The sequence below is a fragment of the Parvularculales bacterium genome, from assembly GCA_036881865.1.
Classification (GTDB): domain Bacteria; phylum Pseudomonadota; class Alphaproteobacteria; order JAPOUT01; family JBAJNM01; genus JBAJNM01.
This window is the reverse complement of the sequence record JBAJNM010000026.1, coordinates 1-19,690: the sequence shown is the minus strand read 5'-3', so window position 1 is coordinate 19,690 and position 19,690 is coordinate 1. Positions and strand designations below refer to the sequence as shown.

The 19,690-nt window shown below is 53.4% G+C and carries 18 protein-coding genes; 14 read left to right on the top strand and 4 right to left on the bottom strand.

All coding sequences use genetic code 11. The annotated features are described in order from the left end of the window. The first annotated feature begins 3 nt into the window (after window positions 1-3). The 9 genes from V6Z81_06825 to V6Z81_06785 all read left to right on the top strand — a co-directional run bounded on the left by V6Z81_06825 (window position 4) and on the right by V6Z81_06785 (window position 10,476). Window positions 4-837 (top strand): ABC transporter permease, encoded by an 834-nt coding sequence (locus tag V6Z81_06825; protein ID MEG9862200.1) that lies wholly within the window; start codon window positions 4-6, stop codon window positions 835-837. Continuing rightward, the gene (locus V6Z81_06820; protein MEG9862199.1) at window positions 834-1,793 is read left to right on the top strand and encodes an ABC transporter ATP-binding protein; all 960 of its coding nucleotides are present in this window, start codon (window positions 834-836) and stop codon (window positions 1,791-1,793) included. The genes V6Z81_06825 and V6Z81_06820 overlap by 4 nt, the downstream gene beginning before the upstream one ends. Beyond that, window positions 1,787-2,779, top strand: a complete 993-nt coding sequence (locus V6Z81_06815; GenBank protein ID MEG9862198.1) for an ABC transporter ATP-binding protein — start codon at window positions 1,787-1,789, stop codon at window positions 2,777-2,779. Before V6Z81_06820 ends, V6Z81_06815 begins: the two co-directional genes overlap by 7 nt. Continuing rightward, on the top strand, window positions 2,776-4,776 hold the full coding sequence (locus tag V6Z81_06810) for a CocE/NonD family hydrolase (protein MEG9862197.1): 2,001 nt from the start codon (window positions 2,776-2,778) through the stop codon (window positions 4,774-4,776). Before V6Z81_06815 ends, V6Z81_06810 begins: the two co-directional genes overlap by 4 nt. Further along, window positions 4,776-6,791 (top strand): CocE/NonD family hydrolase, encoded by a 2,016-nt coding sequence (locus V6Z81_06805; GenBank protein MEG9862196.1) that lies wholly within the window; start codon window positions 4,776-4,778, stop codon window positions 6,789-6,791. Before V6Z81_06810 ends, V6Z81_06805 begins: the two co-directional genes overlap by 1 nt. An 11-nt stretch (window positions 6,792-6,802) precedes the next feature. Then, window positions 6,803-7,675, top strand: a complete 873-nt coding sequence (locus V6Z81_06800) for an alpha/beta hydrolase (protein MEG9862195.1) — start codon at window positions 6,803-6,805, stop codon at window positions 7,673-7,675. 290 nt (window positions 7,676-7,965) lie between these two features. After that, window positions 7,966-9,204: a CoA transferase gene (locus tag V6Z81_06795; protein MEG9862194.1), complete on the top strand. Its 1,239-nt coding sequence runs from the start codon at window positions 7,966-7,968 to the stop codon at window positions 9,202-9,204. Next, a complete protein-coding gene (locus V6Z81_06790; GenBank protein ID MEG9862193.1) occupies window positions 9,188-10,006 on the top strand; it encodes an enoyl-CoA hydratase in 819 nt (272 codons plus the stop codon). The genes V6Z81_06795 and V6Z81_06790 overlap by 17 nt, the downstream gene beginning before the upstream one ends. Continuing rightward, the gene (locus tag V6Z81_06785; protein MEG9862192.1) at window positions 10,006-10,476 is read left to right on the top strand and encodes a PaaI family thioesterase; all 471 of its coding nucleotides are present in this window, start codon (window positions 10,006-10,008) and stop codon (window positions 10,474-10,476) included. Before V6Z81_06790 ends, V6Z81_06785 begins: the two co-directional genes overlap by 1 nt. Before the next feature lie 56 nt (window positions 10,477-10,532). Here the strand turns inward: V6Z81_06785 and V6Z81_06780 are convergent, their stop codons facing one another. The 4 genes from V6Z81_06780 to V6Z81_06765 form a co-directional block, all read right to left on the bottom strand. Further along, on the bottom strand, window positions 10,533-11,591 hold the full coding sequence (locus V6Z81_06780; GenBank protein ID MEG9862191.1) for an Ldh family oxidoreductase: 1,059 nt from the start codon (window positions 11,589-11,591) through the stop codon (window positions 10,533-10,535). Continuing rightward, window positions 11,560-13,086 carry a tripartite tricarboxylate transporter permease gene (locus V6Z81_06775; protein MEG9862190.1) on the bottom strand — a complete coding sequence of 509 codons (1,527 nt, stop codon included), beginning with the start codon at window positions 13,084-13,086 and terminating at the stop codon, window positions 11,560-11,562. The genes V6Z81_06780 and V6Z81_06775 overlap by 32 nt, the downstream gene beginning before the upstream one ends. 46 nt (window positions 13,087-13,132) lie before the next feature. Continuing rightward, on the bottom strand, window positions 13,133-13,579 hold the full coding sequence (locus V6Z81_06770; protein MEG9862189.1) for a tripartite tricarboxylate transporter TctB family protein: 447 nt from the start codon (window positions 13,577-13,579) through the stop codon (window positions 13,133-13,135). 76 nt (window positions 13,580-13,655) lie between these two features. Continuing rightward, the gene (locus V6Z81_06765) at window positions 13,656-14,645 is read right to left on the bottom strand and encodes a tripartite tricarboxylate transporter substrate binding protein (GenBank protein MEG9862188.1); all 990 of its coding nucleotides are present in this window, start codon (window positions 14,643-14,645) and stop codon (window positions 13,656-13,658) included. 207 nt (window positions 14,646-14,852) lie between these two features. On the opposite strand from V6Z81_06765, the gene V6Z81_06760 reads away from it, so the two are divergent. The 5 genes from V6Z81_06760 to V6Z81_06740 all read left to right on the top strand — a co-directional run bounded on the left by V6Z81_06760 (window position 14,853) and on the right by V6Z81_06740 (window position 19,199). Further along, a complete protein-coding gene (locus V6Z81_06760) occupies window positions 14,853-15,626 on the top strand; it encodes an SDR family oxidoreductase (GenBank protein ID MEG9862187.1) in 774 nt (257 codons plus the stop codon). A gap of 136 nt (window positions 15,627-15,762) precedes the next feature. Beyond that, the gene (locus V6Z81_06755; GenBank protein ID MEG9862186.1) at window positions 15,763-16,287 is read left to right on the top strand and encodes an N-acetyltransferase; all 525 of its coding nucleotides are present in this window, start codon (window positions 15,763-15,765) and stop codon (window positions 16,285-16,287) included. A 144-nt stretch (window positions 16,288-16,431) separates the two neighbouring features. Continuing rightward, window positions 16,432-17,406 (top strand): cysteine synthase family protein, encoded by a 975-nt coding sequence (locus V6Z81_06750; GenBank protein ID MEG9862185.1) that lies wholly within the window; start codon window positions 16,432-16,434, stop codon window positions 17,404-17,406. Between the two features lie 130 nt (window positions 17,407-17,536). Beyond that, a complete protein-coding gene (locus V6Z81_06745; GenBank protein MEG9862184.1) occupies window positions 17,537-18,307 on the top strand; it encodes a type IV toxin-antitoxin system AbiEi family antitoxin domain-containing protein in 771 nt (256 codons plus the stop codon). Further along, window positions 18,300-19,199 (top strand): nucleotidyl transferase AbiEii/AbiGii toxin family protein, encoded by a 900-nt coding sequence (locus tag V6Z81_06740; GenBank protein ID MEG9862183.1) that lies wholly within the window; start codon window positions 18,300-18,302, stop codon window positions 19,197-19,199. Before V6Z81_06745 ends, V6Z81_06740 begins: the two co-directional genes overlap by 8 nt. The last annotated feature ends 491 nt before the right edge of the window (window positions 19,200-19,690 follow it).

Genomic DNA, 19,690 nt, shown 5'->3' with positions numbered 1-19,690 from the left:
TTCATGAAAGCCTTCTTCCGGGTCATGCGGGAACCGCTCGGGGTGCTTGGAATCAGCCTTGTTGTGGTTATGGTGTTCGGTGCCGTTTTTGCAGATCTTCTGGCCAGCGCCGATCCGAGCCGCATTTCGCCACGCGACCGCTTTCAGGGTCCAAGCTGGGAGCATCTGCTGGGTACGGATCAGTTGGGCCGTGATCTGTTCGCGCGTGTCCTGCACGGAAGCCGTATTGCCCTTGCCGTGGCTTTGTTCGCAACTGCGGTGTCACTTATCATCGGCACAACACTTGGACTGCTGGCAGGATACGGCCCCCGATGGCTCGACAATATGTTGATCCTTCTGTTTGATTCGATCAAGAGTTTTCCCACCGTCATGCTCGCTCTGGCCCTGGTCACGCTGTTCGGGCCATCACTGACTTCGGTGATGATTGTGGTTGTGCTGGTCAATGTTCCGGGTTATGCGCGCATTATCCGCACCCAGACGCTGGCCCTGAAGTCGGCCGAATTTGTCACGGCGGCGCAGAGCATGGGGGCGTCAACGATGCGTATCCTGCGTGTGCATATGCTGCCAAACACCATAGGCCCGCTGCTTATTCTCGCGTCCATGGATATCCCCGTTGTCATTGCGATTGAAGCCGGTATGAGTTTTCTTGGACTTGGTGTCAGGCCGCCAACACCAAGCTGGGGCGCCATCCTGAATGACGGTTTTACCGCCATCCGTGACACTTCGTGGATCGCCATTGCCGGCGGCCTGCCGATCATTCTGACAACACTGGGCTTCACTTTTCTCGGGGAGACACTTCGGGATATTTTTGATCCACGCATGAAGGGGCGGTCATGAGCGTTCTCGATATCAGGAATTTGAATGTTGCATTTGAAACCGATTCCGGTGACCTGCATGCGTTGCGGGATGTCAGTTTCACTGTGCCTAAGAAAAAAATTGTCGGAGTGGTGGGGGAATCCGGTTGCGGGAAGTCAACGCTGATCAACACTATTCTGGGATTGCTGGCCCAGAACGGCCGTGTCGATGGCGGGAAGGTGATCTTCAATAAGCAGGATCTGCTCCGCCTTGGTCAGGCTGAGATGCGGCAGATTCGCGGTCTGAAGATATCTACGGTTTTTCAGGATCCAATGGGGGCTTTGAACCCGGTCATTTCGGTCGGCAAACAGATGGAACATATCCAGTACCGGTCACCGCAGAACCGGGCAGACAAAAAACAGAGATCTGTTGAAATGCTGCGCCGGGTCCGCATCCCCGACCCTGAAGCCGCTCTGGGGCGTTATCCCCATGAATTCTCCGGCGGCATGAAGCAGCGCATCGCCATCGCCATGGCGCTGATGATGGAACCCGACCTTCTGATTGCCGATGAGCCGACAACGGCGCTTGATGCCACTCTTGAGGTTGCCACCATCGAGTTGCTCAAGGATTTGCAGGAACAGATCGGCTGTTCGGTTCTGTTCATCTCGCACCATCTCGGTGTTATCGCCGAATTGTGCGATGATGTGGTTGTCATGTATGCGGGGGAGGTGGTCGAGCGCGGGACGACACGGCAGATATTTCACACCCCCCTGCACCCCTATACGCAGAAATTGCTTGAATGTGATCCGGCGCGGCAGGCTGATGATAACAAAGCGATGCCGACAATCCCCGGTGAGATACCCGACCTGCACGAAGCTCATGAAGGCTGCATCTTTGCTCCGCGCTGCCATGAGCGTGAGAGCATCTGCAAGAAAACCCCTCCGGAAATTGCACGGAAAAAACATATCGCCAGATGCCATAAGGTGACGCCATGCTGATCTCGGGCACAAATCTTGAAGTGACCTTTCGTGTCGGCCCGCTCTTCCGGCAGCAATCGCTGCTGGCTGTCGCCGGGGTGAGTTTTGACATTGCCGAGAAAGAGACCTTCGCCCTTGTGGGGGAGAGCGGCTCGGGCAAAACCACTCTGGCCCGGGCCATCAACGGGTTGCAGGCCGTCTCGGCCGGCCAGATTCATTTTGATGGCGGGCGCATCGACAACCTTTCGGCAGGTGAAATGAAATCCTATCGTCAGCAGATAGCGATGATATTTCAGGATCCGGTCGGATCGCTGTCACCGAGGATGACTGTTGGTGATCTGATCACTGAACCGTTTAAGGTGCACAGCATCAAGTGTGATGAGGGCAAGGAGGTTCAGCGTCTGCTATCGCTTGTTGGTCTGCCTTCGGATTTTTCCCGGCGTTATCCGCATCAGCTTTCCGGCGGTCAGGCCAGACGTGTCGGCGTTGCCCGGGCCATTGCACTGAACCCGCGGCTGATCATCGCCGATGAACCTACGGCCGGTCTTGATGTCTCGGTTCAGGGCGAAGTGCTGAATCGTCTCAAAGACCTCAAGGGTGAGTTGGGCCTTTCCATGCTTATAATCACCCATAACCTGCATGTGGTACGCCGTGTCGCCGACCGGATGGCAGTCATGTATCTGGGCCGGTTCGTTGAGGTTAATCAAACCTCCGAGATATTCAGGGCGCCGGCGCATCCTTATACGGCATCCCTGCTGAGTGCCAATCCGGAGCCTGACCCTGATTCAAAGCGTGACCGCATTTCCCTGCCCGCCGATGTGCCGTCACTGATGGCACGTCCCGGCGGTTGTGAATTCCACACCCGCTGTCCCTGGGTGGAGGAGAGGTGCTGTCAGGAAGCCCCTTCGGGTGTTTCACCCGATAATCCTGTCACCTGTCATTTTCCGCTTAAACCCGGGGCGAAGCCGCCTAAGAGACCTGCAGGCCGTGAAAGGATGGGGGCATGATCAAATCTATCGAAACCGTATGGATTCCGATGCCCGATGGCGCAAACCTGGCGGCCCGGATCTGGATGCCGGAGACAGCCGGGAAAACGCCCGCTCCCGCCATCCTTGAATACATTCCCTACAGGCGGCGTGACCAGACGAGAATGAGGGATGAATCCATGCATCCCGTGCTGGCTGAGGCGGGGTATGTCTCAATCCGTGTTGATATGCGCGGCTCGGGTGACAGCGACGGTCTCATGCTTGATGAATATACGGATATTGAAATTCAGGACGGCGTCGATGTGATCGCCTGGATTGCCGATCAGCCGTGGTGCGATGGCAATGTCGGCATGTTCGGAAAGTCATGGGGAGCCTATACGTCCTTTCAGGTTGCGGCTAAACAGCCCCCGGCCCTGAAGGCGATCGCCCCGGTTATGGGTACAGACGACCGCTGGCTTGAAGATGTTCATTTTTATGGCGGTGTTCTGGCCAATGACAATTTCTGGTGGGGATCAATCATGCAGCTCTACAACGCCCTGCCGCCAGACCCGGCTGTCGTCGGTGACAAATGGCGGCAGATGTGGAAGGAGCGCCTCGATAACATGTGCTACTGGCCGGCCCTGTGGCTCGAACATCAAACCCATGATGAAATGTGGCGGCGCGGGTCGATCTCCGAGGATTATGACAGTATCAGAATCCCCGTTTATTTTTTCGGGGGCTGGGCTGATCTGTTCCGCGATACGCCGTTTCGGATCGCCCAAAAGCTGAAATCACCGGTCAAGATACTCATGGGCCCCTGGGCGCATCTCTATCCGCATGAGGCGGTTCCCTCGCCACGGATGGATTTCATGGCGGAACTAATCCGTTACTGGGATCATTACCTTAAGGGGGATGATACGGGGCTTATGGATGAGCCGAGATTCAGGTTTTACGTGCAGGATTCAACGCCGCCGTCAAGCACCCGCACAACCAGCGAGGGTGTCTGGGTGGAAGACAGCGAATGGCCGTTCCGTCAGTCCCATGATCAGGTATTCCATCTGAACAACGGCCATCTCGGCGCGGCGCCTGCGGCAGGTGAGCCGATGCGGATCCGCTCACCCCAGACATTCGGCTCAGCCGGCGGTGATATGTGTTCCTTCGCCATTCCGGGCGATATGCCTGCCGATTGCCGTATTGATGCCGCCGGTGCGCTCAGTTTTGCCACTCCGCCCCTTGAAGACCCGCTTGCCATTCTGGGTCAGCCCTCGGTTACTGCGCGCATCAGTGCAGACAAACCCCAGGGGTTTGTCTGTGCGTTGCTTGTTGATGAAGCGCCTGATGGCGCGCAAACGCTGATAACACGGGGTTTTGCCAATCTCATGCACAGGCATTCGGATACGGACCCGCAGCCCGTTACCCCGGGTGAGGAGATGGAGATTACCATTCCGCTCCACGGGATCGGTTATCGTCTGGCCAAAGGCCACCGGCTCATGGTGCAGATCGCTTCAACATACTGGCCCATGCTTTGGCCATCACCCGAACCTGTCACCCTGACCATCACGCCGGGTGTGTCCTGTCTGCATCTGCCCGTTTGTGAGACTGCCGAAACTGCCGGCCGGGTTCTTGATGAACCTGATGTTCTCAAAGCAACCGGGATCACGACGCTGCGTGAGGGATCAATGGAGCGATCAGTTAAAACCGATCTGATGACCGGGGAGCATATCTCCCGTTTCTTTACTGATGGCGGTGTTTTCGGGCCTGTCGGGCAGAGACGGATTGATGAAACCGGCACTGTCATGAGCAGCATCTCCGACCGTATCTACCGGATCCATCCCGATGATCCGTTATCGGCGCGGGCTGTGATGGATCAGGAATGCGTCTTTGAGCGTGACGACTGGAATTTCACGATCAAGACAACCGCCAGCATGACAGCGGATAAAGACAGTTTCATCCTCCATGCGACCGTAACATGTCTTGATGGTGACGCCATTTTCCACGAGGTGGAGTGGAATCATAAAATAGACAGAAAGGGGATGTGATGATGGATATTCTCATCAGGGAAGATTTTCCCCGCAAGGTTAAGGAAATCGAAAACACATGGATCGAGATGCCCGATGGCATCAGGCTTGCGGCACGGATCTGGCTTCCATCTGATGCAGAAGACGATCCGGTGCCGGCCATTCTCGAATATCTTCCTTACCGTAAACGCGACGGTACCGTGGAACGTGATCATCTGACGCATCCATATTTTGCCGGTCATGGCTATGCCGGGATACGTGTTGACATGCGGGGCACGGGCGATAGCGAAGGTGTGTGCCTCGGTGAATATCTGAAGCAGGAGCAGGATGACGCACTGTCTGTTATTGAATGGCTGGCTGGACAGACATGGTGTTCGGGGAAGGTCGGTATGATCGGGATCAGCTGGGGCGGTTTCAACGGTCTTCAGGTTGCGGCAAGAAAACCGGCGGCTCTTGCTGCGGTGATTTCACTATGCTCCACCGATGACCGTTACGCCGATGATATCCATTTTATGGGCGGTGCTGTGCTTGTCGATAAGCTGAACTGGGGGGCGACGGCTTTTTCCATTTCAAACACACCGCCGGACCCGGAAATTGTCGGCGACCGCTGGCGTGAGGTATGGAAGCAACGGCTCGAAAACAACGGGTTGTGGATGATGGACTGGTTCCGGCATCAGCGCCGTTGTGAATTCTATGCCCATGGTTCGGTCTGCGAGAACTATGCTGATATCGAAACGCCGGTCTATATGGTGGGCGGCTGGGCTGATGGCTATACGAATGCAATTTTCCGTACACTCGAAAATTTGTCCTGCCCCAAAAAGGGGCTGATCGGTCCCTGGGCGCATAAATACCCCCACTTTGCCAAACCGGGTCCGGGGATAGGCTTCTTGCAGGAATGCCTGCGCTGGTGGGATCAGCATCTCAAAGGAGTCGACACGGGCATTATGGCAGAGCCCCAGCTCAGGGCATGGATTCAGGATCCTGTACCGCCCGCGCCCTATTATGAGCTGAGGCCAGGCAAATGGGTTGCCGAAAACGGCTGGCAGGGGAAGGCAAAAAAGGTCACGTCATATTATACTGATGGCGAGCATCTTCATAAGACGCCTCAGTCTTCATCGCTTGTCATCAACTCACCGCAAAATGCGGGAGTTGCTTCGGCATCATGGTGTATTTACAGCGTGATCCCCGATGGCGCCCTTGATCAGAATCTGGAACAGGGGTTGATGACCCATTTTGAAACCGCGCCGTTTGAAGCGGATGTCGAGTGGCTCGGCTTCCCCGTGCTTCATGCTGAGGTGGTCAGCTCGACTCCGCAAGCCAATCTGGTGGCGGTGCTGTCGGTTGTCGATGAAGACGGCAAAGCCGGCATATTCAGTTACGGCGTCCTGAACCTGACCCACAGGAACAGCCATTCCGAGCCCGAACCGATGCCGGAAGGAAAGGCGGAGCCGATATCGATCCAACTCAACGCCTGCGGGCAGCGGATTAAGAAGGGTCAGAGGGTCAGGCTTGCCCTGTCAACGTCATACTGGCCGGTGATTTGGCCGTCACAGTCGGCTGCAACATTGACCCTGACGGGAACGAGACTTGATCTGCCCCTGCGGGAAGCCGATCCTGCTGATTCAACACTAACGCCTTTTGCCGAACCCGAGGCGGCGCAGCCGATGGCGACCGAAACCCTGTCCGATGGGGGTTTTAGCAGAAAACGCACCATTGACCATCTCACCGGCATTGAGCGCTTCGAGAGGTGTACCGATACGGGCGAGAAGACGCATCTCCATACCGGGGTCAGTGTCAGGTCTGTCCAGCATGAGTGTTTTGATATTCACCCCGCTGATCCGAATTCGGCTTGCGGTCAGCAAAAAATTCTTGTGTCGTATCGCCGTGGCGACTGGCAGACTCAGCTTGAGACGGAAGTCAGGGTTGAGGCTAAAGCCGATTGCTGGCAGGTCACGGCCAACCTCAGGGCGCAAGATGGTGAGGGGGTCGTTATTGAAAAGTCATGGGATGAAAAAATTTCCCGTGATCTGGTTTAGGCAGGGTTGTTATGTCGGCATTTCCAGCATTTGGCCCCGATGCGGAGTTTCACCAGTTGACCGCCGGCGATGTCACCATGCGTGTTGTGATCGAGGGTGAGGGACCGGATGTGGTATTCATCCCTGGCGGTGATCAGACCGCTGAAGCGTATTCGCAGCAATTTTCAAGGCTGAAAACGGATTTCCGCTGTATTTCCTATGACCCCCGGGGGGCGGGCGAGACCTCATCTCCTCCGGCACCCTGGTCCATGGGGGATTATGCTGCAGATTGTGCCCATGTGATTGATGCCTTCTGTTCAGGTCGTGCTGCCGTCACGGGACTTTCGCTTGGGGGGTTGGTCACCCAGCAGGTGGCTATTGATTTTCCGCAAAAGGTCAGCCTTGCCATACCGATGGGCACATCAGCCTATATCGACGGCTTCACCCGTGACTGGATGCAGGCGGAAATTGATTTGCGCAAAGATGGTGTTGATCTTCCCGAATATTTCCTTGCACCGCATTATGCGGTTTACGCCTTCCCGGCAAAAGCCTTGCATGATCCCGGTCTGTGGGCGGAACTCAAGGAAAGTTATACAACCCGATTTGCAAACAGGGATTCCAAGGACCTGATCGACCAGTGGGAGGCCTGTCTTGAATTTGATTGCAGGGAGGGGCTGAAAACCTGTCCTGTACCGTTTCATGTTATTAGTTTCTCAGAAGATGTGCAGACAGCGCCTTCAATGTGCAAGGTGGTTGCGGATCTCGCCAAGGATGGCACATTTTATGAAATCGAAGGCCTTGGGCATGTGTCGATGATGAGACACAAGCCGGATGTTGTGGCACAAAAGTTGCGCGAGATTATCTTCTCAAATCTGTCACAGGGAACACATTCTCCCAGCAGATGATTGCGATAACATCTCAATTATAGTATTACCGCCAGATTATTCACGAACAGGCTTGTCTCCTGTCCAGTCGAAAGTGCCTTCATCTCTTTCTTTGTCGGCGTTGTCAGTTATATGATCATATGCGTGATGGTCAACTATGGGAGTGCTTATCTTCCTGAACTTAGGCCGTGACTCTTTCATTCGTGTGAAGATAGTTTAGTTGGGCAAAGAAATTAACATTTATGTTGTAAATTACTGATTGGTTGCTAGCATACATCTGACACTGGCTATTGAACCACTGGAGATATGATATGGCGCAATCCGCAAACGAACCTGAAGAAGGTGCGATTGACGCTCATTCTGAGGCGGGTATCCCTGCTGCTAGCGATGCGCTCAAGGGTATTAGGGTTCTTGATCTCACGAGAGTGCGGTCGGGTCCAACCTGCGTTCGCCAGTTCGCCGATTGGGGTGCTGATGTCATCAAGATTGAAACACCGGCAGACAATGCCCAGCTTGGCGGTCCGCGATCCGGGCCAGACTTTCAGAATCTTCATCGTAACAAGCGGTCTCTAACGCTAAACCTTAAGTCAGAGGCGGGCATAGAGGCATTTCGCAAGCTCGCAAAGACCGCCGATGTCGTTGTCGAAAATTTCCGACCGGACGTGAAAAACCGCCTCGGAATAGACTATGAAACGCTTTCCTCGGACAATCCCGGACTTGTCTATGCCTCGATCTCGGGGTTTGGTCAGGATGGCCCGCTGTCGGCTCGGCCAGGGTTTGATCAGATTGCACAAGGCATGGGCGGGCTCATGTCAATAACCGGCAAGCCGGGTGAGGGACCCATGCGGGTGGGTATCCCGATTGCCGATCTCTGCGCTGGTCTGTTTGCGGCACAAGGAGTCCTGATCGCGCTTATGGAAAGGACCCGGTCAGGAAAAGGACAGTGGATCCAAACCTCTTTGTTGCAGGCGCAGGTTTTTATTCTGGATTTTCAGGCTGCGCGTGTCCTTATGGACGGAGATGTCCCCAAACAGGCAGGTAACAACCACCCGACTTCCATTCCCACGGGCGTATTCAAGACCAAGAACGGCCATATGAACCTTGCCGTCGCAGGTGAAAACATCTGGAAACGTTTCGCAGGAGCGATGGGGCGGGAAGACTGGATTGAAGACGAGCGCTACGCGACTGCGCCGGCTCGGTCGAAAAACCGGGATCTGCTCGGTGCCGAGATTGAAGAGATCACAGTGGCGCGTACCACGGACGAATGGATTGATATAATGAACGATGCGGGCGTGCCCGCAGGCGAAATCAACGATATAGGGCAGGTGTTTGAGAATCCCCAGGTTCATCATTTGGGTCTGGCCCAGCCAGTTACGAGTCAGGAGCGAGGGGAAACAAAGCTTGTGGGGCAGCCGATCCTGATGAGCCGCACACCAAGCCGGATCGCAGCACCGCCGCCGCTCGCCGGCCAGCATTCTGAGCAGATCCTGAAGGAAATCGGGTATTCGGATGCCGATATCTCATCAATGAAAGATCAGGGCGCAACCTAAACGAACGGACGAAACCATGACAGACAAAATCATCACCGAGCAAGCCAACGGTATCGCGCGGGTTATCTTCAATCAGCCGGAGAAGCGAAACGCTGTCTCTCTTGAAATGTGGGAGGCGGTAGAGGCCGCCGTTGGCCGTTATGCAAAGGACCCGGAAATACGCATTCTGATCCTGTCAGGTGCGGGGGGTAAGGCCTTCGTTTCCGGGGCGGATGTCTCAAAGTTTGAAAGTGAGAGAGCAAGTGAAGAAGCCGTGGCACATTACAATGCCACAACCAAGCGTGTCTACGACATGATCGAGACGTTTCCCAAGCCCACTATTGCTCAAATCGACGGCTATTGCATTGGCGGCGGTGTCGCGCTCGCTGTTAGCTGTGATCTTCGCATCTGCGGAGAGTCGTCACAATTCTCCATCCCCGCCGCAAAACTGGGGCTGGGCTATGGTTTTCCGGGAATCAAGCGCCTTGTCGATGTAGTCGGCCCGTCTTTCGCCAAGGAAATCTTCTTCACCGCCCGCCGGTTCGATTCAGGCGAAGCGCGCATGATGGGTTTGGTGAACCGTGTGGTGGAAGACGGCACGGTGGCTACAGTCGCTGAAGATACGGCACAAATGATCGCATCAAATGCTCCGATGACTGTGGAGTCGGTAAAATATATCGTCGGCGAAACGGTCAAGGATGCAAGTATGCGTGATCTGGATGAGTGCGAGCGTCGTGTGAAGGCCTGTTTTGACAGCAAGGACTACATTGAAGGCCGACGCGCGTTCATCGAGAAGCGTAAACCTCAGTTTGTGGGGTCCTGATGCCTGCCGATGACTCCCTCCGGGTTGACGAGGCGGCCGCAAGGGCGCATTTCGAAGAGGCTATCGAGAGCCATGAACAGGCTTTTGAGTCTTTCTTCTTTTCGCGCTTTCTGGGACTTACCTTCGAATATCTGCCGATAGATGCGCCTGATGCCGAAAAAGATCTCTGCCGGGTAACCTTTCCGGTCAACGACATGTTGCGGAATCCTCAAGGTTCGCTCCACGGCGGGGCCATGGCTTCGGCGATGGATATATCGATGGGCCATCTGGTGAAGAAGATTGCCGGGCCCGGGGCAACGATCGAATTGAAGGTGCAATACATGCGCCCGGTGATGGACGGGCTTGTCACCTGCGAGGGCCGCTTCATCAAAAAGGGGCGCTCTTTGTCATTCATGGAAAGCCGGCTCTCAGGTCCGGATGGCAAACTCGCTGCAATTGCGACTGCCACATGGAAGATGCCGGAAAAATGAAGGATCACAGCTCCGGAACCGGTTTTGAGATACCGGCATAAATCCGGATGTCCGGCTCAGGCTGCTGCGAGCGTCTGCAGGCGCGACAGAAGTTTCGGTTCGACTGACAGCCCTTCGGCACGCGCCTTTGCAAGCGCTTCGAGTGCGCGTGCACCCGGCAGTCTTGGTTGCGGCTTGGAGTCCGGTGGTGCGCTGTCTCTGATAAGATGACGTGCAACATCCAGCCTGTTCGACAGTTCGTCCGGTGAGATGAGCTTCGTGACATCAATAATAACGAACAGGTGTCCGACGTTAGCCACTGCTCCGGGGTTGATATTGGCGTTTGGAATTTCCGATAGGATCGCTGCTCCCGAAAGCCCTCCGGCCAGAAGATCGAGGCACAGAGCGAGATTTGCGCCCTTATGACCGCCTATAGCCTGCATCATGCCTTTCAGCGCCGCGGCCGCATCGGTTGTCGGCACGCCGTGCTCGTCGGTAGCCCAGTTTGCGGGGATTGGCTCCCCCTTGTCCGCAGAACGCCGGACTTTGGAACGAGCGGCAACTGAGAGCGCCATATCAAGGATCACCGGCTGACCGGTCGTATCGGGAAGGGCAATGCCAACCGGCGTGTTCCCGATCACCGCAGATCGCCCGCCCTGGGGCGCAATCATCGGCGATGTGTTGGTGGTGAAGATTGCCGCAAACCCGGCCTCAGCCGCATGAAGCAGTTGCGGTGTCAGGGCGCCCAGATGCGAAGATGCCCGGCAGAACGCCGCGCCCAAGCCTGCCTCGCGCGCCGCTTCCATGGCTGCACGTGTGGCGCGGATTGCCACAGCCGCACCCAGTCCATTTTGCCCGTCGACATGCCGTAAAGCAGGGGCGGGAGCGGAAATGACAGGGTCGGCGTCAGGGTTCACGCCTCCATTACGAAGTCGTTCGACATAGTTTTCGATTCGGTTAAGGCCATGCGTCCGAATGCCCATCATCTCGGCCAAAACCAGCATCTCTGCTGCATCGTCTGCCATGTCAGGACGCATCCCGGTGGCCCTGAACGCATCTCCGGCAATCTTTCTAAGCGCAGACTCGTCAAGAGGGCCCACAGTCTCAGCTTCCCGCTTTTTCTGCTTCCCCCGCACTCGTGTTGCTGAACCGGGTCACAAGCGGGAGAAGCACCAGAAGTGCAATCGTAATTCCGATGATCCAGAGAGACGGGGATCGTTCTATAAAAATAGAGAACGATCCCCGGGAGATGGTCAGCGTTTGGCGCAGCGCTTCTTCCGCAAGCGGGCCAAGTACCAGTGCAAGAACGAGCGCAGCCGGCGAGAAGCCATACAGGCGCATAAAGAAACCCACGATACCGGCTCCGAACATCAGGTAAACCTCGATGAAGCTTGCATGAACGCTGAATGTACCAAGCGCACAAACCACCACGACGCAAGGTCCGAGCACCCGGTAGGGTATCTTGATCATCTGAACAAAAAGAGGGATGGCGAAGATCGAAATTGCCAGAAGCGCCATATTGCCAAGATACATCGACGCGATAAGCCCCCATGCGAGTTCCGGGTTCTGAGTCATGAAAAGCGGGCCGGGCCGCAAACCCCAGAGGAGGAAAGCGGCCAGAAGAACAGCGGTCGAGGCAGAGCCGGGGATGCCGAGGGTCAAAAGTGGAATCATGGCCCCGGAAGAGGCCGCATTGTTGGCTGTTTCCGGCGCAACAAGCCCTGCCATTTCGCCCTTACCGAATTTCTCGGGCGTCTTTGATACGGACCGCTCGGCTGAATAGGCCATCAGCGAAGCAATAGTCGCCCCGGCTCCCGGGATAACACCGACAATGAATCCAAGGATCGAACCTCTAACCATTGTCATGCGTGTCGAGATCCAGTCATGCGCCGTCGGCCAGAAGCGGTCTTCTTTGTCATACTGGATTATGGATCCCGTGCCGGTTTTGTGCAGGCCATTGTAAAAGGCGAAAAAGAGCTCACCCAGACCAAAAAGGCCGATGGCAATGGGGATGAAGTAAATTCCGCCAATAAGCTCAGCTGACCCAAACGTATAGCGACTCTGACCCGTCTCGAGGTCAACCCCGACAGTACCAAGTGCAAAGCCTATGAGCGCCGAAATCACGCCAAGCTTCCAGTTCGAGCCAATCATGACCAGAAGCGTCAGCATCCCCATCATCGCCAGCAGAAAATACTCCGGCGGACCAAAACTGCGCGAAACCTGACTGAAGAGTGGGGCGAGAACGGTGATAAGGATGACGCCAACGGTGCCGCCAACGAAAGAGGCGGCGGCCTGCATCACGAGGGCGGCCCCGGCACGGCCATTCTTGGCCAGCGGAAAGCCGTCAAACGTGGAAGCAACCGTTGCGCTTTCCCCTGGTGTGCTCAGCAGGATTGAGGTTATGGTCCCGCCATACATCGCGCCGTAGTAAATCGCCGCGAGCATCATGATCGCCCCAATCGGATCCATCCCGAACGTGACGGGCAACAAGATGGCCAGTCCTGCTGACGGGCCAAAACCGGGAATTACGCCGACCACCATGCCAACCATGGCGCCAATCAACAAATACACGATGTTGATAGGTGAGATGGCGACAGACAAACCCATCATCAGATCTGCAAAGATGTCCATGTCGCTTACTCCGGTTGCTGGCGGTTTTGTGTGCGGGTGTTTCTGGTCATATCGGCAACGTAAAGATCGCCGGGGGCATGCTCGCGTTGAGTACGCGATCAAACAGCAGATAAACACCGCTGGGTATCAGAATTGCGATGAGCAGGTTCTTTACCGGTTCTTTCCTGTTCAGAATCATGAGTGTTACCCCAAGGAAGATTACGGTCGCAATGAACCCGCCAAATATCCTGAGCAGAAACGCATACCCAACAGCCAAAGCTACCAGGAGAATCAAATCATTCCACTTTTCGCGGTCCGTTAGCGCATCAGCATTCTTGAGCAATTCGCCAACAAGAGCCCATACGGTCACAACGACCGCCGTAGTCCCGATAATTCTGGGAAAGAAGCCCGGTCCCGGGCGTTCGGTTCGAGTCAGGAAGCCCAAGTCGCTGAAGGCGATGTAGCTGTAGCAAATGGCCCCTATGAGTATAGCGACAAGGAATGCGATTCGCATGATCTGATGCCCTGTGCTGAGTGTGTTCGGCCACGGAATAACCGCGGCCGAACCCTGGCGTGAAGTCCGGAGATTATTAGATTGCTCCGATTTTTCGCAGAACAACCTCGAAGCCGTTCTTGGTGCTTGCAAGGAAATCGCGGAAATCATCGCCGTAAAGGAATGTTGGTGTCAGCGTGTTGCTCGAAATATACTCATCCCATTCGGGCGTTTTGACGACTTTCTTCATCGTTGCGATCCACCAATCCTGGGCAGCCTTTGGTGCATCGGGAGCAAGGATCAGACCACGGGGCATTGATACACCGATATCGTAGCCGATATCGCCCATCGTTGGTACGCCTTTAAGAGCATCCGGTGTTAACTGACCGGAGAAGACAAGCGGACGCAGGTCGCCGGAGTCGATCAGACCCAGAACCTCTCCGGGGTTGCCGACCATGGCGTCAAGCGCGCCTGAAAGAAGCGCTGTGGTCTGCTCTGACATCGAGTTGAAAGACACATAGTCAAACTCGAAACCCGCCTTCTCTGCAAAGAGTGTGGGGACGATGAAGTCAACATTGACCGAACCCGTACCGCCGATATTGGTGGGGTTTTTCTTGGCATGGGCAATGAACTCTTTGATCGTCTTGATCTTGGATTTACCGTTCACAACAAGGACGAGGTCGTCCGTTGCAAGAAGGGCGACAGGCGTGAAGTCTTCCGGCTGCCATGGTGTATCTGCCTGTAGCGGGGTTGTTACGAAACTACCTGAAGTGGTCGAAATGCCGTAACCGTTGCCTTTTTGTGCATAAAGGTAACCCCAGCCGACTGCGCCGGATCCGCCTTTACGGTTCTCAGCGGAAATTTTGCCTGGATAAAGATCATATTTGTCGAGGATTTTAATGATGCTGCGGGCCATTCTGTCGTTGCCGCCACCGGGGCCAAACGCAATTGTCCAGTCGAGCGTCTCATTTTTTGACGGATATGACTGCGAAAAGGCCGGTGTTGCAATGGCGAACGACATCGCGGTGACCGCGGCGATGATCATGCCGAACAGGCGGGATCCTTGATAGTTTTGAGTGGTTTCCATGTTTAATTCCTCCCTGGGTTGAACTTTTACTATTGGCCCGGCACACCATTTCAAATCGTTAATTCCGCACACAAGCCCCAGTAATTGTAATATGGGTCTTCCACGTGTACATTCGAGAGCAAGAACTGTCGATTGTCAATATTCTTTATTCATTTATTGATTGACGGAGAAATCATCGTTACCCACTCTTTGAGAGAAAGCGATGAAATGGCATCTCAGCTCTGCGAGGAGGGGCATCTGACAATGGAAAAAACATTAACCGGGAGGACTGCCTTTATCTCTGGGTCAGGCAGAAACATTGGCCGGGGAATAGCTACTCATCTTGCCGCCCTTGGCGCGAACATCGTTGTGAACGGCTCGAGTGACGAAGCCGCCTGCCAGGAAACGGCTGCTCTGGTCAAGGCGGCTGGCAGTGATGCTCTCGTTGCCATGGGTGATATGAGCAAAAGTCAGGACGTCGCGGCGGTCGCCAAGATGTCTTTGGAGCGGTTTGGAGTTGTGGATATTCTGGTCAACAATGCTGCGCGCCGGCCACATAAACCCTTTCTGGAGATGACCGATGAAGACTGGAATGGCGTCGTTGATCTGGCGCTTACCGGCTCGTTTCTCACCGCACGCGCTTTTCTGCCAGGAATGGTGGAAAAGAACTGGGGACGGATTATCAACTTTGCCGGCATGAAAGCAATCCGGGGGTATTACGAAGGAGCGCCAATGTCGGCGGCGAAGCATGGTGTCTGGGGTTTGGCCAAGGCCATTTCAACCGAATTCGCATCGCAAGGCATCACAGCGAATGTCATTTCGCCAGGCCAGATCCGGAAGGACAGTGAGACAGAGGATGACCCCAAAAGGGTTGCGAGTATCCCTGCGGGCTTTATGGGAACTTCGGCGGACATCGCAGCGGCGGTCGGCTATCTTGCATCTCCCGAAGCCCGGTTTGTCACCGGTCAGTTAATAGCGGTCAACGGCGGCGAGGAAACCTGAAGCGGCTTAGGTAAGGGAAAAAGACTGAGGGCAAAATTAGTGCTTGTAGTCTGTGCTACGATTATCCAACTGCCTGACTAAGCCTTCTCTTCCGGGCTATTTTGAACATAGATCCAAAACCCGGCCTGTGATCGTCATGGAACCTGATCTGAAACTTCGAGAATGCCTTCCGGCAGATATGCCATCCCTCAATGGTTTGTATTCGGCATCCTTTCCTGAAGAGGAGTTGTTTCCGCTGATCTGCCGATTGCTTGACGGGAAGCATCATGTGTTGTCGTTAACCGGCATGGTTGATGAGGATGTTGTTTCGCATATCGTATTTACGATGTGCGCTCTCGAAGATGGACCCGATAAAATCGCCCTTCTCGGACCTGTTTGCGTCAATCCCCGGCAACAGGGCAGGGGGTATGGCAGCCGGATGATCCGTGCGGGGCTTGAACAGCTCAAGCAAGACCAAGTGCCCACAGTCTGTGTTCTTGGGGATCCTGGTTACTATGGGCGTTTTGGCTTCGCTCCTGAACGTAACCTGATGCCTCCTTACCCGCTGTCTGAAGAATGGGCTGATGCCTGGCAGTCGCTTTTACTCAATGATCATGCAGGAGGGATGAAAGGGGTGCTTGTCGTTCCTGAACCCTGGCAGAGGGCTGAGTTGTGGTCCTAGATAAGACTTCATGTCGCAACCGGTCCAGAAGATGCCTTACGAGATGTGCTCTGCTACTCCTGATTTGAACCATTCAAAAGCAGAGCTTTTCGAATTATATTAGCCAGAAGGAGAAGCATGCACCATGAGGAAGCGAGTATTATAATGACGCAACCCGCTATGCGGTCAATCATTGAAGCCATTGGCAATACACCGCTCGTACATCTTGAGAGGCTAACACGACACTATGGTTTAAGCGGCACCATATTGGCTAAGCTCGATCACCTCAATCCTGGATTTTCCAAGAAAGACCGCGCTGCACTTGGGGTCATTGAAGCGGCGGAGAAAGACGGAACCCTGAAGCCCGGGCAAACCGTTGTCGAACTGACGAGCGGAAACATGGGCACGGGGCTTGCCATCGTCTGCGGCATCAAGGGGTATCCCTTTGTTGCGGTAATGTCGAAAGGAAATTCACCTGAACGGGCGCGCATGATGGCTGCTCTCGGCGCTGAGGTCGTGCTGGTTGACCAATTGCCGGGAAGTCGCATCGGAGAGGTTTCCGGTGCTGATCTGGCCGAAGTCGATCATGCCGCCAGTCTGATCACTGAAGAGCGTGATGCGTTTAGAGCTGACCAGTTTCATCATCCGGGAAATCCCGATGCGCATGAGAAAACCACAGGTCCGGAGATATGGGAGCAATCCGGCGGGAAAATAGATGCTTTCTGTGATTTTGTCGGCTCAGGCGGGACATTGGCAGGCACAGCTAAATACCTGCGGAGTCAAAACCCTCAGGTGAAATGCTATCCTATTGAACCGGCGGGCGCTGCGGTTGTCGCCGGTAAAGATCCTGTGGATTCGAATCACCCTATTCAGGGTGGCGGATACACCATGGCTGATTTGGCATACCTGAGAGGAATGAGATGGGATGGCTTCCTTGAGATTGATGGCAAGACAGCACGCCTCACCGCGCGCGATTTAGCAAGATATGAGGGGATTTTTGCAGGATTCTCCGCCGGCGCGAATGTGGCTGGCGCAGTTGAATTATTAAGGGGAGACCATGAAGGTCAAACCATTGCCGTCGTTATTTGTGATTCCGGATTAAAATATCTTTCCACTGATCTTTTCGACACGGAAACTTAATACGTAGCGGGGCATCCAAACTTTATTATTATTGCTGAAAGTAAACTTTTAGTATATTTATAGGAATATTTTTAATGATGCGGGCCGTGAATGCCTTGAAAATCATTAAAAATAACGCTATAAGTATACTATGAGTATATCAACAGACAAAAAACTAAAGAAAATGGTGGAGCAATGGCCCTCAGGACTTGTTGCGACCTCTCCATGGTTCAAGGAGCGGTCGATATCAGGACAGCTTATACAGCGGTATTTGACAAGCGGATGGATAGAATCCCTTGGACGGGGTGCATATAAAAGGGCGAATGATGAAATAAACTGGTATGGGGGACTGGCCAGTCTTCAGCAGCAGTTGCAGCTGAATGTCCACCTGGGTGGTGCCACAGCACTGTCGGTCAAAGGCTCTTCGCATTATGTCAGGCTTGGAAAAGAGAAAATATTTGTTTTTTCGTCTTTAGGGCAAAAATTGCCTAAGTGGTTTTTGGAACATGACTGGGGCAACCCCATAGTGCATGTGAAGACGTCGATTATGACTGAAGGCCTTGCTGTAACAAAACATGATTTTGGTGGAATAAGCGTGGAAACCTCATCCGCCGAACGCGCTATATTGGAATGCCTGTATTTGAGCCCCAGGAACTTTGATTATTTAGAATGTTATCAAATCATGGAAGGTCTTACGACACTGAGGCCTGATATTGTTCAGGAGTTGTTGTCACAATGCTCATCCATACGCGTAAAAAGACTGTTTCTGTTTATGTCTGAAAAGGCCGGGCTGCCTGTATTGAAGCATTTGAATTTGAATCAAATCGATTTGGGAAAAGGTGATCGTGCGTTAGAAAAAAATGGGGTTTATGACTCTAAATATAAATTAAGCCTTCCTAAGAAACTTATGGAATATGTTTGAAAATTATAAAGAACAGGTTCGCCTATTGGTAAAGGTATTACCGCTTGCTGCTGAGGAATCCTGTTTTGCTCTGCATGGAGGTACGGCAATCAATCTTTTTGTACGCGATATGCCCCGGCTTTCGGTTGATATTGACCTCACATACCTGCCAATAGAAGACCGTCAAACCACGTTGGGAAATATCAGCGCAGCACTCATCCGCACAAAAAACCGCATAGAAAAATCTATTTCAAATATTCGTGTGGAGCACAAACAAGACACAGGAAAGCTATTCATAATACAGCAAGAAACGGTTATTAAATTAGAGGTAAATTTGGTCATGCGCGGAACAATAACCGCTCCTGTACCAATGACCATATGTGATAAAGCCAAAGAAGAATTTGAAGTTTTTGTTGAAATGCCGGTTGTTCCAATTGGTCAATTATATGGCGGGAAAATATGTGCTGCGCTTGATCGTCAGCACCCCAGAGATTTATTTGATGTAAAACTCTTGCTGGAAAACGAAGGATTTTCAAATGAAATTCGGCAAGGATATATATTCTGCTTGCTGGCCAGTGACAGACCTATCCATGAAGTGCATGCACCAAATTTTCAAGATCACCATGAAGCGATGGAAAATCAATTCAGCGGTATGAGCGATGAAGAATTCTTTTATGGAGATTATGAGGAAACCAGAAAAACGCTGGTTGAAATTGTGCATGACAACCTTACAGATAAAGATAAGGAATTTTTACTGAGTGTGAAAAATTGCGAACCGGATTGGAGCATTTACGATTTTGATCGTTTCCCCGCAGTAAAATGGAAGTTGCAGAATTTGCACAAATTGAAAGTAGAAAATCCGGATAAGCATAAACGTTTTTATGATGCTCTGAAAGAAAAGCTCGAAAAATGAACATCATCCCGAAAGGGTAAAATTGTAAAACAGTGTTACTTTGGGTGTATAAAACTTTAAGGAATAAGGTAACGACTATGGCTTGCCCCGATAACGTTGACCGGTGCGGGTGATGACGTCATGGCTAGATTGCCGTTGGTGTGTTGTCATCAATCATATAGGGTTTTCAGTGTCTCAACAGAAAGGGTATTAACCCTGCAAATTTAACTTTACATGTTAATATTGCAAGGATGCATGCAAGAGAACTGAAACAGGACATCATATGCAGCCTCAACATGTGATGAGGCCCGTCTGCAATGGCAACGGTAGCTGTAGTGGCGCGGCAATGACTTCAGGGGAGGCGTTGTCCGCCCTAGAGGATGTCAACTCCCGGATCGGCGCTGCCGATATCGGTCATGTAATCCTCATCCGGCAGGCCGTCATAGACGCTGTATGCGCCGACTTCATCCCCCATGCCCGCCTCCGCAGATGTACTGGCCTCGCTCAGTCCG

Excerpts from the sequence above, each read along its gene's own strand:
- V6Z81_06825 (MEG9862200.1), top strand. The coding sequence starts at position 4 with ATGAAAGCCTTCTTCCGGGTCATGCGGGAACCGCTCGGGGTGCTTGGA.
- V6Z81_06800 (MEG9862195.1), top strand. The coding sequence starts at position 6,803 with ATGTCGGCATTTCCAGCATTTGGCCCCGATGCGGAGTTTCACCAGTTG.
- V6Z81_06820 (MEG9862199.1), top strand. The coding sequence starts at position 834 with ATGAGCGTTCTCGATATCAGGAATTTGAATGTTGCATTTGAAACCGAT.
- V6Z81_06795 (MEG9862194.1), top strand. The coding sequence starts at position 7,966 with ATGGCGCAATCCGCAAACGAACCTGAAGAAGGTGCGATTGACGCTCAT.
- V6Z81_06755 (MEG9862186.1), top strand. The coding sequence starts at position 15,763 with ATGGAACCTGATCTGAAACTTCGAGAATGCCTTCCGGCAGATATGCCA.
- V6Z81_06760 (MEG9862187.1), top strand. The coding sequence starts at position 14,853 with ATGGCATCTCAGCTCTGCGAGGAGGGGCATCTGACAATGGAAAAAACA.
- V6Z81_06745 (MEG9862184.1), top strand. The coding sequence starts at position 17,537 with ATGAGTATATCAACAGACAAAAAACTAAAGAAAATGGTGGAGCAATGG.
- V6Z81_06750 (MEG9862185.1), top strand. The coding sequence starts at position 16,432 with ATGACGCAACCCGCTATGCGGTCAATCATTGAAGCCATTGGCAATACA.
- V6Z81_06805 (MEG9862196.1), top strand. The coding sequence starts at position 4,776 with ATGATGGATATTCTCATCAGGGAAGATTTTCCCCGCAAGGTTAAGGAA.
- V6Z81_06815 (MEG9862198.1), top strand. The coding sequence starts at position 1,787 with ATGCTGATCTCGGGCACAAATCTTGAAGTGACCTTTCGTGTCGGCCCG.
- V6Z81_06740 (MEG9862183.1), top strand. The coding sequence starts at position 18,300 with ATGTTTGAAAATTATAAAGAACAGGTTCGCCTATTGGTAAAGGTATTA.
- V6Z81_06770 (MEG9862189.1), bottom strand. The coding sequence starts at position 13,579 with ATGCGAATCGCATTCCTTGTCGCTATACTCATAGGGGCCATTTGCTAC.
- V6Z81_06775 (MEG9862190.1), bottom strand. The coding sequence starts at position 13,086 with ATGGACATCTTTGCAGATCTGATGATGGGTTTGTCTGTCGCCATCTCA.
- V6Z81_06765 (MEG9862188.1), bottom strand. The coding sequence starts at position 14,645 with ATGGAAACCACTCAAAACTATCAAGGATCCCGCCTGTTCGGCATGATC.
- V6Z81_06785 (MEG9862192.1), top strand. The coding sequence starts at position 10,006 with ATGCCTGCCGATGACTCCCTCCGGGTTGACGAGGCGGCCGCAAGGGCG.
- V6Z81_06810 (MEG9862197.1), top strand. The coding sequence starts at position 2,776 with ATGATCAAATCTATCGAAACCGTATGGATTCCGATGCCCGATGGCGCA.